General features: G+C 70.2%; 15 protein-coding genes. 6 read left to right on the top strand and 9 right to left on the bottom strand.

The window, feature by feature from the left end; translation table 11 throughout:
* Positions 1-117: 117 nt before the first annotated feature.
* The 3 genes from asd to C471_RS02665 all read left to right on the top strand — a co-directional run bounded on the left by asd (position 118) and on the right by C471_RS02665 (position 2210).
* Positions 118-1164: an aspartate-semialdehyde dehydrogenase gene (gene asd / locus C471_RS02675; protein ID WP_004046423.1), complete on the top strand. Its 1047-nt coding sequence runs from the start codon at positions 118-120 to the stop codon at positions 1162-1164.
* 129 nt (positions 1165-1293) lie between these two features.
* A complete protein-coding gene (locus tag C471_RS02670; protein ID WP_004046422.1) occupies positions 1294-1506 on the top strand; it encodes a hypothetical protein in 213 nt (70 codons plus the stop codon).
* Between the two features lie 77 nt (positions 1507-1583).
* Complete coding sequence (locus C471_RS02665) at positions 1584-2210, top strand: class I SAM-dependent methyltransferase (RefSeq protein ID WP_004046421.1); 627 nt, start codon at positions 1584-1586, stop codon at positions 2208-2210.
* A gap of 29 nt (positions 2211-2239) precedes the next feature.
* On the opposite strand, the gene C471_RS02660 is transcribed toward C471_RS02665, so the two are convergent.
* The gene (locus tag C471_RS02660) at positions 2240-4228 is read right to left on the bottom strand and encodes a 3-hydroxyacyl-CoA dehydrogenase/enoyl-CoA hydratase family protein (RefSeq protein WP_004046420.1); all 1989 of its coding nucleotides are present in this window, start codon (positions 4226-4228) and stop codon (positions 2240-2242) included.
* Between the two features lie 123 nt (positions 4229-4351).
* On the opposite strand from C471_RS02660, the gene C471_RS02655 reads away from it, so the two are divergent.
* The gene (locus tag C471_RS02655) at positions 4352-4948 is read left to right on the top strand and encodes a DNA-3-methyladenine glycosylase family protein (RefSeq protein WP_004046419.1); all 597 of its coding nucleotides are present in this window, start codon (positions 4352-4354) and stop codon (positions 4946-4948) included.
* Between the two features lie 15 nt (positions 4949-4963).
* Here C471_RS02655 and C471_RS02650 read toward each other — a convergent pair whose 3' ends face one another.
* The 7 genes from C471_RS02650 to C471_RS02620 all read right to left on the bottom strand — a co-directional run bounded on the left by C471_RS02650 (position 4964) and on the right by C471_RS02620 (position 10362).
* A complete protein-coding gene (locus C471_RS02650; protein WP_004046418.1) occupies positions 4964-5320 on the bottom strand; it encodes a nuclear transport factor 2 family protein in 357 nt (118 codons plus the stop codon).
* Positions 5317-6522: a potassium channel family protein gene (locus C471_RS02645; protein ID WP_004046417.1), complete on the bottom strand. Its 1206-nt coding sequence runs from the start codon at positions 6520-6522 to the stop codon at positions 5317-5319. Before C471_RS02645 ends, C471_RS02650 begins: the two co-directional genes overlap by 4 nt.
* 81 nt (positions 6523-6603) lie before the next feature.
* A complete protein-coding gene (locus tag C471_RS02640; RefSeq protein WP_004046416.1) occupies positions 6604-7137 on the bottom strand; it encodes a hypothetical protein in 534 nt (177 codons plus the stop codon).
* A gap of 37 nt (positions 7138-7174) precedes the next feature.
* The gene (mch, locus tag C471_RS02635) at positions 7175-8113 is read right to left on the bottom strand and encodes a methenyltetrahydromethanopterin cyclohydrolase (protein WP_004046415.1); all 939 of its coding nucleotides are present in this window, start codon (positions 8111-8113) and stop codon (positions 7175-7177) included.
* Positions 8114-8175: 62 nt separating this feature from the next.
* Positions 8176-8505 (bottom strand): hypothetical protein, encoded by a 330-nt coding sequence (locus C471_RS02630; protein WP_049908931.1) that lies wholly within the window; start codon positions 8503-8505, stop codon positions 8176-8178.
* A 55-nt stretch (positions 8506-8560) separates the two neighbouring features.
* On the bottom strand, positions 8561-9049 hold the full coding sequence (locus C471_RS02625; protein ID WP_004046413.1) for a hypothetical protein: 489 nt from the start codon (positions 9047-9049) through the stop codon (positions 8561-8563).
* 134 nt (positions 9050-9183) lie between these two features.
* Positions 9184-10362, bottom strand: coding sequence for a trans-sulfuration enzyme family protein (locus C471_RS02620; RefSeq protein WP_004046412.1), 1179 nt, complete (start codon positions 10360-10362; stop codon positions 9184-9186).
* Between the two features lie 251 nt (positions 10363-10613).
* Between C471_RS02620 and C471_RS02615 the strand changes: the two genes are divergently transcribed.
* Complete coding sequence (locus C471_RS02615; protein ID WP_049908930.1) at positions 10614-10934, top strand: antibiotic biosynthesis monooxygenase family protein; 321 nt, start codon at positions 10614-10616, stop codon at positions 10932-10934.
* Positions 10935-11032: 98 nt separating this feature from the next.
* Here C471_RS02615 and C471_RS02610 read toward each other — a convergent pair whose 3' ends face one another.
* Entirely contained in the window at positions 11033-11584 is a 552-nt protein-coding gene (locus C471_RS02610) for a hypothetical protein (protein WP_004046410.1), read from the bottom strand.
* Between the two features lie 111 nt (positions 11585-11695).
* Here C471_RS02610 and C471_RS02605 point away from each other — a divergent pair, with 111 nt between their 5' ends.
* Positions 11696-14416 carry an AAA domain-containing protein gene (locus C471_RS02605; protein WP_004046409.1) on the top strand — a complete coding sequence of 907 codons (2721 nt, stop codon included), beginning with the start codon at positions 11696-11698 and terminating at the stop codon, positions 14414-14416.
* The last annotated feature ends 11 nt before the right edge of the window (positions 14417-14427 follow it).

Raw genomic sequence — 14427 nt, 5'->3', positions numbered from 1 at the left:
TGCCGCACCCGCGTCACCGGGACGCGGTCGCTTCCGCGCGGACCGGGCGCCGTCACCGACCGGCGGAATCGGCGCGTATCCGAACGCACTTACGTCCCTGTGACCGACCCACGTGCAATGTCTGTACGAGTCGGCATCCTCGGCGCCACCGGCGCCGTGGGACAGCGGTTCATCCAGCTCCTCGACGACCACCCGACGTTCGACCTCGCCGCGGTCACCGCGAGTGCGGACAGCGCGGGCAAGAGTTATCGCGAGGCCGCGAAGTGGCGCGTAGACACCCCGATCCCGGACGACGTCGCCGAGATGGAGGTCGCGGAGACGACGCCCGACGGGATCGCGGACGACGACGTGGACCTGCTCTTCTCGTCGCTCCCCTCGGGCGTCGCGGCCGAGGTCGAGCCGGCGTTCCTGGAGGAGGGGTACGTCGTCTCCTCGAACTCCTCGAACGACCGCATGGCGATGGACGTGCCGCTGACGATCCCCGAGATCAACCCCGATCACCTCGACCTGATCGAGGTCCAGCGCGACGAGCGCGGCTGGGACGGGGCCCTCGTCAAGAACCCGAACTGCTCGACGATCACGATGGTCCCCACCCTGGCGGCGATCGACCGGTTCGGGCTGGAGAGCGTCCGGGTCTCCACCCTGCAGGCGGTGTCGGGGGCCGGCTACTCCGGCGTCACCTCGATGGAGATCATCGACAACGCCATCCCGCACATCGGCGGCGAGGAGGAGAAGATGGAGACGGAGTCGCGCAAGCTCCTCGGCGAGTTCGACGGCGCGGAGATCCACCTCCACGGCGCCGACGTGGCCGCCTCCTGTAACCGAATTCCGACGCTCGACGGCCACCTCGAGAACGTCTTCGCCGAGTTCGCCGAGGACCCCTCGCCCGCCGACCTCCGCGAGGCGATGCGCTCGTTCGAGGGCGCCGGCGCGCTCCCCAGTTCGCCCGACCAGCTCATCAAGGTGTTCGGCGAGGACGAGCCGGAGCGTCCCCAGCCCCGCCTCGACCGCACGTACGCGGACGGGATGGGCATCGTCGCCGGCGGCGTGCAGGCGACCGACGCCGGCGCGAAGTACAACTGCCTCGCGCACAACACGATCCGCGGCGCCGCGGGCGCCTCGCTGCTCAACGGCGAGCTGCTCGTCGAAGAAGGGTACGTCTGATCGGCGAAGGGTACGTCTGATCGGCGGAGTCGACGCGAGCGAGGCACGGCGAGCAGAACCGAGGTGGCGCGATCGCGGCGACTCGCGACTGCCAGACACTTTTCACTCCGCGTTCCGTCACCGAGCGCAATGTCAGAGATGATCTCGAAGCGGTCCCTCCGACGAGGCGTCGCCGTGCTCCTCGTCCCGCTGTCGGGAGCGACGACTCTCCCCGAGTTCGTCGAGTCCGCGCTGCCCGGCGCCTCGGACGTCCTCGGTATCGCGCTGTTCGTCGCCGCCGTCGCCTACCTCGTCACGTGCGTCGGGCGACAGGTGACCGCGGCGTCTGACACCCCGCTGTAGCGGGACGATCCGGCGGCGGCAGGGGCCGGACGCGACGACCGAAGTCTTGAACGGTTACGCCTCGGTACCCGGACCGCATGGTTGATAAAGACGCCGTTCGCCGCGGGTACGACGAACTGGCGGAGGCGTACGCCGCGGATCGGAACGAAGACGGTCGCGGACGAGAGGTTCTCTCACGGTTTCTCCAAGGGCTTCCCGGATCAGCGCGCGTCCTCGACGCCGGCTGCGGACAGGGAACGCCCGTTCTCCGGGACCTACACGCGTCGGAGACCGCAGTCGGGATGGATATCTCGCGTTCGCAACTGGAACTGGCCGCGGACGCCGTCCCCGACGCGGCGCTCGCGCAGGGGGACATGGCGAGGCTGCCCTTCCGCGACGGATCCTTCGACGCGGTGACGGCCTACCACTCGCTCATCCACGTCCCGCGCGAGCAACACCAAGCGGTCGTCGACGAGTTCGCTCGCGTCCTCCGCAACGGGGGGAGACTGCTCTGCTCCGAGGGGCCCGAGGAGTGGAGCGGTGCGAACCCGGACTGGCTCGACACGGGGGTCGAGATGCAGTGGCACATCGCGGGCGTCGAGGCGACGCGGGAGCACCTCCGGAACGCCGGGTTCGTCGTCGAACGAGAGTGGGGGGTCGACAACTCGCTCAACGCCGGCGACGACGCTCGGTGGACGTTCCTCTCGACGCGGTTGGAGGGGTGAGTCGGCCGCGGACCCCCTCGCTTGCTACCTCACTTCCCCTCGAACTCGGGATCGCCGTCGCCCATGAACGCCGTGACGCCCTCGATGAGGTCGTCGGTGTTCATCACGTGGCCGAAACCCATCGCCTCCACTTCGAGACCGGCCTCGCCGTCGGTGCGGCCGGCGTGTATCGTACGTTTCGTGTATTTCTGAGCGATCGGCGGGCCGGCGGCGAGCTGCTCGACCAGCTCCCGCGCGCGTTCGTCGAGCTCGTCGTCCGGGACCACGTCGTTGACGAAACCGTACCCTTCGAGCGTCTCCGGTTCGTAGCGGTCCGCGGTGAAGATGATCTCCTTGGCGCGCCCCTCGCCGACGATCCGAGCGAGCCGCTGGGTGCCTCCCCACCCCGGCATCAGTCCGAGGTCGTGCTCCGGCTGGCCGAACTCCGATCGCTCGGAGGCGACCCGGAGATCCGCCGCGGTCGCGAGCTCCATTCCCCCGCCGAGGCAGTAGCCGTCGATGGCGGCGACCACGGGCTTGTCGGAGTCCTCCAGTTTGCCGAACGCCCGCTGACCCCGCCGCGAGAGCTCGACCGCGGTGAGCGGTTCGACGCCGCCGGCGGCCATGCTCTGTACGTCGGCGCCCGCGGAGAACGCGCGATCGCCGGCGCCGGAGAGCAGGATCGCCCGCACCTCGTCGTCGTCGTCGAGGCGGTCGACCGCGTCCGGGAGCTCGTCGAGAAGCTCTCCGCTGATCGTGTTCATCCGGTGCGGGCGGTCGATCTCGACGTGCCCCACGCGGCCCTCGACGGTGACGTTGAGGGTGTCGTAGGCGGCGAGCGCGTCGTCGCCGTCCTCGCCGTCGCCGGCCCGGTCGCCGTCGTGGAAGCCGCCCGCCTCGGCGGCCTCGCGGAGGTAGTCGGTCGCCTCGTAGCGCGCCTCGCCCGTCTCCTCGTGGAGGTCGTCGAGCACGTCGACGAGGTCGTCGAGCCCCTCGCTGTCGGCGAGCTTCGCGGGACCGTCCGGGAAGCCGGCGCCGAGCATCACCGCGCGGTCGATCGCCCGCGGATCGGCCACGTCGTTCCCGACGAGGCCGGCGACCTCGTTGGCCATCACGGCGAGCAGTCGCTTGCGGACGTCGGCGTCGATCGCGTCGGACGGGATCTGCGCCCCGCCGTTCTCGTAGTCGTAGAACCCCTTACCGGTCTTCTTCCCCAGCTCCTCGGCCTCGACCTTCTCGACGAGCAGCGGGCAGGGGCGGTACGCCTCGCCCAGCACCTCGTGCATGTACTCCAGGACGTGGTACCCCACGTCGATGCCGACTTGGTCCGCGAGCTCGAACGAGCCCATCGGGAGCCCCATGTCGAACTTCGTCGTGGAGTCGACCGTCTCGATGTCGGCGTCGCCCGACTCGACGATCCACGCGGCCTCGTTCATCAGCGGGACCAAGATCCGGTTGACGATGAACCCGGGGCTGTCCTTCCGGACGCGGACGGGGGTCTTCCCCATCGACTCGGCGAGCCCCTCGATCAGTTCGAGGGTGTCCTCGGAGGTGTGTCTCCCGGAGATGACCTCGACGAGGTCCATCCGCACCGGCGGGTTGAAGAAGTGCATCCCGCAGAAACGCTCGGGGCGGTCGGTGACTTCCGACAGTTCGGTGATAGAGAGGCTGGAGGTGTTGGTGACGAAGACGGCCTCCTCGGGCGCGTACTCGACGACCTCGTCGTACACGTCTTTCTTGATCGCCATCTTCTCGGGGACGACCTCGACCACCACGTCGGCGTCGGCGAGCGAGTCTTCGAGGTCGACGAAGGTCTCCACGCGGTCGAGCGCGGCTTCGGCCTCGTCGTCGTCGATGCGGTCCTTCTCGGCGAGCTTGCCGAGCGACCACTCGATCTGGTCGTAGCCGTCCTGTACGAACTCCTCTTTGATATCCCGCAGGGACACGTCGTAGCCGGCGAGCGCGGCCACCTCCGCGATGCCGTGGCCCATGTTCCCGGCGCCGAGGACCGTTACGCGCTGGACGTCTTCGAGCTGCATATCGAAACGGTCGGAACCGTAATGGTTGAACGTTTCCATCTTCCAAACGGAAAACTCACTGTAAGTTTATCCGGGGCGCTCCGCGGGGAAACCCACTCCCGTCTCCGGCCCCAACCCCGCCCGATGAACGAGCGAGTCGCGGCGACCCTGCGCGAGGACCCGACGATGGCGCGGCTGATCGATCGACACGGCCCGCTGGCGGTCGAGCCGGCCGGCGACGAGTTCTCGCGCCTCTGTACCTCGATCGTGAACCAGCAGCTCTCGACCGCCTCCGCGGCGGCGATTCACGAGCGGTTCCTCGACGTACTCGGCGGCGATCCCACCCCGAATCTGGTCCTCGCGGCCGACGAGGACGACCTCCGCGAGGCGGGTCTCAGCGGGACCAAGGTCGAGTACTTGCGCGAGGTCGCCGCGGCGTTCCGCGACGGCGACCGCGAACTCACGCGCGAGGGGCTCGCGGACGCGAGCGACGATGAGGCCGTCGCCGCGCTCACCGAGATCCGGGGCGTCGGCGAGTGGACCGCGCGGATGTACCTCATCTTCGCGCTGGGCCGCGAGGACGTGCTCCCGCTGGGCGACCTCGCGGTGCGGAAGGGGATCGAGCAGGTGTACAACGACGGCGACGAGCTGACCCGCGCGGAGATGCGCGAGATCGGCGACGCGTGGCGCCCCTACCGGAGCTACGGGACGCGGTACGTCTGGGCGGAGTACGAGTCGTAGCCGGCCTGCCGAACGCTACTCGCCGCCCGCCGCCGCGTACGTCTCCAGCGCCGCGAGCCGCCCGTCTTCGACCGAGAACACATCGATGAACGCGAACACCTCGTCGCCGTCGGCGTCGAGCAGGCGACCGCGGACGGCGACGCCGGGACCCTCGGGGTACACCGCGTCGACGACGTGAGTCGTGTCGGTCATCGGGCGCTCGTCGCGCATGAACGAGACGAAGCGGTCGCGCCCCTCGAACGTGCGGTCGGGGCGCCGCTGGACGAAGTCGGGGGCGAGTAGATCCCTGAGCCGGTCGTACTCGCCGGCGTCGAGCGCGTCGTAGTACGCCCGGGCGAGCCGAGCCGGGTCGCCTGTTTTGGGCACCGTCACGCCGCCAGCGCCTCGAACTCCTCGGCCGAGGTGCGGGTCCCCTTCGAGATGACGGCGTCGCCGGCGCGGAGCGTGGTGTCGATGTCGTGGCCGACGAGCCACCCCTCGTCGGGGCGCCGGATCGCGATGACGCTCGTCGAGATGTCGGTCGCGGGGATCCCGTCTTCGACCCGGGTCCCGTCGAGGTCGCTCCCCTCGCCGATCACGGTTCGGACGATGATCTCGTCGGACTCCTGGACCGCCATCTCCACGACCGGGTGGACGCCGATGTCGCGCATGACGCCCTCGGTGATCTCTAAGGCGGCGTCGGAGATCTCCTCGGTCGCGACGCCGAGGTGGATCAGCCCGCGCAGCGAGACGGGGTCGTCGGCCTCGCGGGCGGCCCGGAGCGTCCACGCCTCGAACCGCGACTGGAGGGCGTCGACCTCGATCTCCAGGTTCGACACCTCCTCGGAGAGCGCCTCGTTGTCGAACAGCACGGAGCCGTACGCCAGATCGACCGCCAGCTCCGAGAGGTTCTTCATCAACACGATGGAGTCGACCGCGCGCTCTAAGTCGTCGATCGCGGGTTCCGGGGGCTCGTCCGGCTCGAACGCGTCGCCGGTCAGCGTCGGGTGCACGTCGGCGACGCCCGTCTCCGGCCCGCGGAGGAGCGTCACGTCGCCGGCCTCGATCCGGGTCGTCGGACCGGGGTTGAGGATCCAGTCGTCGTCGCGCCGGATCGCGATGACGCGCACGCCCGTCTTCGACTCCAGGTCGATGTCCTTCAGCGTCCGCCCCGCGTACGCGGAGTCGGGCGAGACCGTGCCGCGCACCAGCGTCTCGACGCCCTCGGTGAGCGCGCCGCGCATCGCGTCGGGGAGCCCGATCTCCTCGGTGACGATCTTGGCGATGTCGCCGGCGGCGTCGGAGATCTTGTCGGCCGCGCCGACAACGCCGAGCACCGGCGCGAGCGTCTCGGCCTCGTCCGGGCTCCGCGCCGCGAGCATGAGGCTCATCCGCGCGCGCATCTGGAGCACGTCCATCCGGTGTTCGAGCTCGACGACCTCGTGGGCGATCGTCGGGCTCCCGTGGAGGACCGCGGAGTACGACAGGTCGATCAACAGCTCGGCGGTGTCTTTCATCTCCACGAGCAGGTCCTTCACGCTCGTCGGCTCGTACTGGACCGTCAGCGGCCCGTCCCGCCCGTCGAATCGTCCCATGGTGACACCTCTCCGGCTCCGAGTAAAAGGCTTGTTACGGGGCATCTGTCGCTCTCACGAACCGGCGTCTCAGGCGGCGTCTCAGGCTGCGTCGCCGGTGACGTAGGCGACTGGACTCGCCTCCGAACCGCCGCTCTCTCCCGCCTCGATCGGCCGGGCGAGGTCGACGAGCGCGAGCCACCGGAGGAGCCGGTCGGCGCGCTCGCGCCACGTCGCCGCCCAGTCCGGATCGCGGGCGCGGTCGTGTCTCGGCACCGATTCTCGCGTCGCCTCGAACAGCCCCTCGGGGGTGAGCGGGTCCGCTGGCGAGGCGTCCCGCAGGGCGGAAAGCGCTTCTGGGACGAGCAGCACGCCCTGGCGGAGCCCCTCGCGGACGCGCTCGGGGGTCGGCTCCGCGTCGGCCCTGACGAACCCGCGGGGCGTCTCGCGGGCCAGTCCGAGCGCGCGCAGGAACGCCAGCCAGTCGTTCGCGGTCTGTCTGTCGGCGAGTCCCTGCCGCTCGCGGAGCCGGGCGCAGCAGTCGTCGGTGCGCCCCGGAACGAGCGGGACCGCCCGCTGGAACGCGCGGAGGTCGTCGAGGGCGTCGGGCGGTTCGGGGACGGGTTTGAGCCTCATCGTCGGGGGGCGGGACGTGGCGACGCGGCGACCGGCATCAGCGGTAGCCGAACGACTCCGCCAGCAGCTCCTCGTCCGTCTCGCCGACCGTGTAGACGGGGCCGTCGACCACGTCGACGGTGACCGTCGCGGGGGCGAAGACGCGCTCGTCCACCTCGTAGAAGTCCCAGTCGGCGTCCTCGAACACCTCGACGAACGGCGTCCCGTACTCCTCGCGGGCGGTCGAGACGATCTGGTCGAAGCGGTCGTCGTCGCGCGCGACCTGCAGGTGGACCTCCCCGCCGTACGCCAAGGCGTCGTTCGTCCGGCCCATCGCGAGGTCCTCGTCGCGGGTGGCCGGAGCCATCGGCGCGGAACCGGAGGCGTGAAGCACGTCGGTCGGCTCGTAGCCGAGTTCCAGCAGGCGGAAGACGGCGAGCTCCGCGGCGCGGGCCGCGGTCGCGACCGACCCCGCGGTCGAGCCGGTGGCGTACGCCGGGAGGAACACGCCCTCGGCGTCGACCTCGGCGAGGTCGGCGACGTGCTCCGCGACCTCCTCGGTCGGGAGCGTCGTCGACTCGACGGCGAGCGTCGCGAACTCGGAGGAGTCGTAGTAGCCGACGCGCTCGAACTCGGTCTCCTGTCCGACGAGCGCGCGGGCCGGCCCCGAGCCGAGCCCCTCGAAGCCGGAGTCGAAGGCGAGCTCCCAACCGGCCTTCTGCGAGCAGAGCAGGGCGATCGCGGGGTGGTCGGTCGACAGCTCGACGTACTGGCGCGGCGCGTCCGCGACCTCGCCCATGCGGGTGCGGAGGTTCGCGAGCCCGGCGGTCTGGATCTCGGCGAGCAGCAGTCCCGCCTCGACGCCGCCGGCGGCGTCGACGCCGAAGTCGACGACGGTGGCGCCGTTGTCCAGCTCGTAGCCGACGACGTCGAGCTCGCCGGCGAAGTCGAGCGCCTCGTCGACGAGCTCGATCGCGGTCCGGTTGATGCTTTCCATGCTCGACCCTTCTCGCTCCCGCAGTAAGTGGTTTGTCAGTCGTCGTCGTCAGCGCCCGCGGCTCAGCTACCGTCGCCGCCGGCGACCGGTTCGACGCGGAACACGTACCCCTCGTACGCGTCGTACAGGTTCGTCGGGGACTCGCCGGCGGCGTGGTCCGCACAGAGGAACGCGGTCGCCTCCACGGCGCCCGCACCGGTCTCCTCCTGGTAGCGCTCGGTAACCGAGAACGCCACGGGCTCGGAACAGCCCCGACGATGGCACTCGGTCGGCGGATCGGCGGTCGGCTCCGGCTCGTCGCCGCGCTCTCTGGCCTCCGAGATGTCCCGCTGTATCCGTCGCCGCTCCTCCTCGCGTGCCTGCTTGTCGCGTCCCGATTTTGTGTCGGCCATACGCCCCACGTCACGCTTCAGGGGCATAACGCTACGGTCGGTTCGGACCTCCGGCCTACCAGAAGCCGCCGTCCGACCCGCCCCCAGAGCCGTCGGGGCCCGACGGGCCGCCCGGTCCGCGGGGTCCTCTCGGGCGGGGATCGGGGTCGATCTCCACCAGCTCCGACTCGGCGCGCGGGTCGATCTCGCTGCCCTCCTCGTACCGGACGAAGGAGAGGTAGAAGGGCTCGCCGCAGCCGACGCCCTCCGCGTCCGACTCGCGGTAGGGTTCATCGCCCTCCGCGTCCGGCTCGCGGTAGGGTTCACCGCCCCCCACGTCCGGCCCGCGAACCCCGTCGTGCGGGTCCCAGTCGACCCCGTCGCTCTCGCCGCAGACGAACCGGACGCCGTCGGCGTCGTCGCCCTCGAACGGGTCCGTCGGGGCGACGTACGCCCACCCTTCGAGGGGGTACGGCGTCACCGACTTGTCTGCGAGGTAGCCGTCGCGCTCCAGTTCGACGAGCGTCCCGCAGTGCGGACAGTAGTAGGTGACCGGATAGCTCATGCGGATCGTACGGGCGGTATTTATAAAGGATCGTCGGCGGGGAGAGGTCCGTCAGCGGAGGCGAGGGCCTCGTTGTGTCCCCGGAAGCTGCGGCTTCATCGGCGGCGGGCGCGGTGTGGTCCCCGTCGTTCGGTTCACGGGAGGGCCGTCCGGAGGTCCTCGCAGAGGTCATCGGGGTCTTCGAGGCCGACGGACACCCGGACCAGCGTCTCGGGCACCTCCGCCGAGTCCTCACACCGGCTGAACTCCTCGGGGATCATCAGCGACGGCACCTCGACGAGGCTCTCGACCCCACCGAGACTCGCTCCCGGCGTGAACACCTCGAGTCCCCGGACGAACGCCTCGAGTTCGACGAGCGTCCCGTCGAACTCGAAGGACAGCATCCCGCTGTATCCCGACATCTGCTCGCTCGCGAGGTCGTGTTGCGGGTGGCTCTCGAGACCCGGATAACGGACGCGAGCGATCCGATCGCGGCCTTCGAGGAACCGGGCGACCGCCGTCGCGTTCGTCTCGTGGCGGTCCATTCGCGCGGGGAGCGTCTTGACGCCCCGCGCCACGAGGTAGCAGTCGAACGGCGACAGCATGTTCCCGAGCCCGACGCGCTGCGCGAACGCCAACCGCTCGAACACCTCGCCGTCGTCGGTGATAACGGCGCCGCCGATCGAGTCGGAGTGCCCGTTGAGGTACTTGGTGGTGCTGTGAACGGCGACGTCGGCACCCAGTTCGAGTGGGGCCTGACAGTACGGGCTCGCGAAGGTACCGTCCACGCCGAACGGCGCGTCGTGATCGTCGGCGATGTCGGCTATCGCTCGGATATCGCACAGCCGAAGCAAGGGGTTCGACGGGGTTTCCGCCCAGATCAAGTCGGTGTCCGAGCTGACCGCATCGGCGACGTTGTCTGGGTTGCGGGCGTCGACGAAGTCGACGTCGACGCCGAGGTGTCCGGCCAGGTGTTCCGTGAGCAGTTTCTCTGTTCCGCTATAGACGGTGTCCGAGGAGACGACGTGGCCGTTCGGCGGGACCAGCGACAGCATCGTCGACGAGATGGCGGCCATTCCGGAGGCGAACGCCAGCCCGTGCTCGCCGCCTTCGAGGCGGGCCAACTGCGCTTCGAGGGCCGCCCGCGTCGGATTGCTCTCGCGCGAATAGTCGTGTTCGTCGGCGTCCGTCCCGACGCCCCACTCGAACGTCGTCGAGAGGTGGATCGGCGGGACGACGTCGGTCGTTCGATCCCCGTGAGAACGGGCCTCGGCCGCGCCGACTGCGGTGGTCGCGAATCGGTTCCCGTCGGACCGGCTATCGTGTCGCGTCATGAGATATCACCATTGGACTCACTCGAACCCGATTCGGAGAGGGAGTTTACGAACGGTTCTCGGGGACGAGTGATAGGTGTGGAGTTCCCGGCGAGGGTGGCCACGACCCGAACCCGACTCGGCCGCGGATCGGCGGGCCGGTTGCCGCCGTTGCCGCCGTTGCCGGGCGTTGCCGGGCGTTGCCGGGCTTTGCCGGGCGCCGTCGGCTCCGAGGGGAAGCGTCTTGCCGACGCGGACGAGTGGTGCTCTCGATGTACTTGGTGACGTTCCGCCTCGCTCCGGGCGAGTACGACGCGGAGTTTCACGAGCTGAATGACGCGATACAAGCGGTCGCCGAGGACACGGCGGGGTATCTGGGCAAGCGGACGTGGCACGCGCCGGACGGCGACGAGGTCCTCGTCGTCTACTACTGGGAGTCGTTGGACGCGCTCGAGTCGTTCGGAGCGGACGCGGACCACGAGCGGGCGAAACGGCGGTGGACCGAGTGGTACGACGCGTACGAGGTCACCGTTACGGAAGTCGTCGAGACGTACGGGAGCGGATTCGGTGACGATGCGATCCCCCTCGCGTAGGGGTGGCAGATCGCAAAGAGTGGTCCGCAACCAAGAGTGGTCCGCAACCAAGAGTGGTCCGCAACCAAGAGTGGTCCGCAACAGGAGCGACCGCGCAGCTAGTGGAACCCGCGGTCCACGTCGTCGTCGTCGATCAGGTCCTCGAGCTCGGACGAGAGGAGCTCCTCGGCCTCCTCGAAGGTGTCGGAGAGCGCGTCGAGCTCGTCGGGGCGCCCGTCGAACTCGTAGTCCATCGGGCCGAACGCGGGCGAGTCGACCGCCTCCATCACGTCCTCGAACAGGTGGTCGGGGCTGGTCGGCGCCTCCGCGTGGACCTTCAGCGTCTCGCGCAGCCGGGTCGCCACGTCCTCCGCCTCGGCCTCGTCCTCGGGCGGGGACTGCACCGCGAACCGCCCGGCGGACTCCTCGTCCGGGAGCAGGGGGTCCAGCTCGTCGTCGACCCGGCGGGCGACCCGCGTCCCGACCCCGCGGAGGTCGCGGGGGTTCTTCGCGTACGTCTTCAGGTGGTAGACGCCGACGCCCGGGTGACCGAAGTAGAGGTCTTCGCCGAGCCCCTCGCGTCTGGATCCGGCGACCGCGCGCCAGCCGTCGGGGTCGGTCGAGTCGCTCGCGACGTCGGCGAGGATGTCGTCCCAGTCTCGCACGCGCATGTCGGCGTATAGTCATGAGTGGGCGCGCTTGAGCGTGTCGGTCCCGGCCAGCGGGGATCGGGTCCGTCGCCTCACCGACAGCGTTTTTCGGGATCGCCGCCGATGACGGCCGTGAACGTTCGGGGGCCGATCCTCTCCGTCGGGGAGGCGCGGACGGTGTCGACGTCGTACGGCGACCGCGAGCTCCGCGAGCTCCGGATCCGGCCCGACCGCGGCGCGGGCGACGCGGTCGACGTGACGCTGTGGGGCAAGTGGACCGAGACCGCCGAGGCCGCCGAGCCGGGGATGGAACTGCTCGTCACCGGCGCCGAGGAGGACGAGTTCGGCGGCGAGACGGGGTACGCCACCACCGGCGACTCGTGGGTCGTGCTCGAACCCGACTTCCTCGTCGACGTGACCGGGATCCGGTCGTGGGTGCAGTGCCCGCGGATGTACTACCTGAACAAGCTCTCGGGGATCCCGCTGAACTACCCCGTGGTGAAGGGGACGGTCGTCCACGAGGTGTTCGGAGACCTGCTGCGCGGGATGGATATGGAGGCGTCCGTCGCCGACCGCGTCGACGAGGCGGGCCTCGAACTCGGCCTGCTGGGGTACGAGCCCGAGGAGGTCGCCGACGAGGTCCGCCGGAACGCCGCCGCGATCGAGGGGTGGCTCTCGCAGGGGACCCTGACCGACGAGGACACGTGGCGGTCGGAGTTCACCCTCATCTCGCCGACGTTCGGCCTGAAGGGCCGGGCCGACGCGCTCCGGCGCGGGACCCCCGTCGAGCTGAAGACGGGGAAGAACACCAAGCGCGAGCCGCGCTTCCACGACAAGATCCAGGCGGCCTGCTACGCGCTCATGCTCGACGAGCGCGGCGTCGACCCCGACATCGGAACCCTCCTCTACACGAAGAACACCGCCTTGGACCGCAACGAGGAGTCGGGCGATCTGTCGCCCGCCAAGGAGTTCTCCGTGGGACGGGGCCTGTTGGAGTTCGTCGTCCGCGAGCGCAACGCCCTCGCGGCGATGGAGTGGCGCGCGCTCGACGACCCCGGCGAGCGCCCCACGGTCCCGACGGGGTACGAGGCGGACGCGAAGTGCGAGTACTGCTTCGAGCAGGACACCTGCATGGTCGTCTCCGGTCGCCTCGATCAGGAGTCGAAGGCGGGGTCGGTCGGGACGCCCGTCCCCGACGAGGAGCGCGACTACTTCGACCGGTTCTACGTCGCCTTAGAGGAGGAGCGCCGCGAGACCCACGCCGAGTACCGGAAGCTGTGGGAGCAGACCCCGGAGGAGCGCGCCGCGGACGACCGCGCCCTCATCGACCTCGAACCGGTCTCGCAGACCGAGATCGACGACGCCCGGTGGGAGCTTCGCGCCCGAAAGCCGGGTGACGCCGTCTCCAAGCTCCGCGAGGGCGACGTGGCGCTCGCGAGCGACGGCGACCCCGTCTCCGGCCACGGCGAACTGGGCCGGATCACCGCGCTCGACGGCGACGAGGTCGTCGTCGAGACCGACGAGCCGGTCGAGCTCCGGCGGCTCGACGTCTACCCCTCCGAGATCTCCGTCGACCGCTCGCTCACCGCGCTCCACGACGCGATATTGAAGGGGAGCGAGCGACGCAAGGAGGTGCTGTTCGGGCGGCGCGAGCCCGAGTTCCGGGCGGAGAGCGAGCGCCCGGCGGGAGCGCCCGGAAGCGACGATCCGGACGCCCCCGACGCCTACATCGACAACAACGCGGCCCAGAACGAGGCCGTCGGGCTCGCCGTCGACGCCGAGGACTGCGCGCTGATCCACGGCCCGCCGGGCACCGGGAAGACGTACACCATCGCGCGGACGATCCGGGCCTTGGTCGAGGAGGGGAACCGCGTGCTGCTCTCGGCGTTCACGAACCGCGCGGTCGACAACGCCCTCGAAGCGCTCCGGGATCAGGGCTTTGAAGATGTGCTCCGCGTCGGGACCGAGACCGGCGTCCGCGGCGACATGCAGGACGTGCGGCTCGTCCAGCGCGGCGACCCCAACGCCAAGGCCGCCGAGCTGCGGGACGCGCCGGTCGTCGCCGCCACCACCGCGGCCTGCGGCTCCCGCGTCCTCCGCGAGTGCGAGTTCGACGTGGCCGTGGTCGACGAGGCCTCCCAGCTCACGGAGCCGGGCACTCACGCCGCGATCAACCGCGCGGACCGGTTCGTACTCGTGGGCGACCACGAGCAGCTCCCGCCGGTCGTTCGCGCCGAAAACGACCTCCAGACCTCCCTCTTTCAGCGTCTCATCGAGGAGTACCCCGACGCGAGCGTCATGCTCGACCGCCAGTACCGGATGAGCCAGCGGATCCAGGCGTTCGCGTCCGCGGAGTTCTACGACGGCGCGCTCCGCCCGGCGACCCCCGAGGTCGCGGGGCAGACCCTCCGCGATCTGGGCGTCGATCCCGCCGACCTCCCCGAGGGGCTCGCCGGGGGCGTGAGCTTCGTCGACCCGAACGGGAGCCGCGACGGCAACCGGAACGTCCGGGAGGCCGAGCGCGTCGCCGCGGTCGTCGACGCCTACGTCGCCGCCGGCGTCGACCCGGACGACATCGGCGTGATCGCCCCGTTCCGCGCGCAGGTCGCCGAGATCGGTCGGCGGACCTCGGTCACGGTCGACACGGTCGACCGCTTCCAGGGCTCCTCGAAGGAGGTGATCGTCGTCTCGCTGGTCGCGACCGGCGACCTCGACGGGCCGATCTTCGAGGACCACCGGCGGATGAACGTGGCGCTCACGCGGGCGAAAAAGCAGCTTACCCTCGTCGGCGACGCCGACGCGCTCGCGTCCGAGCCGTTCTACGCGCGGCTGCTCGACTGGGCGCGGCGGTGAGGCGGGCGGCG

Origin of the sequence: Halorubrum saccharovorum DSM 1137, assembly GCF_000337915.1 — an archaeon.
In the GTDB taxonomy this organism is placed as follows: Archaea; Halobacteriota; Halobacteria; order Halobacteriales; family Haloferacaceae; genus Halorubrum; species Halorubrum saccharovorum.
Note: the sequence above shows the minus strand (reverse complement) of the source record. Positions and strands in the feature narration are given on the sequence as shown.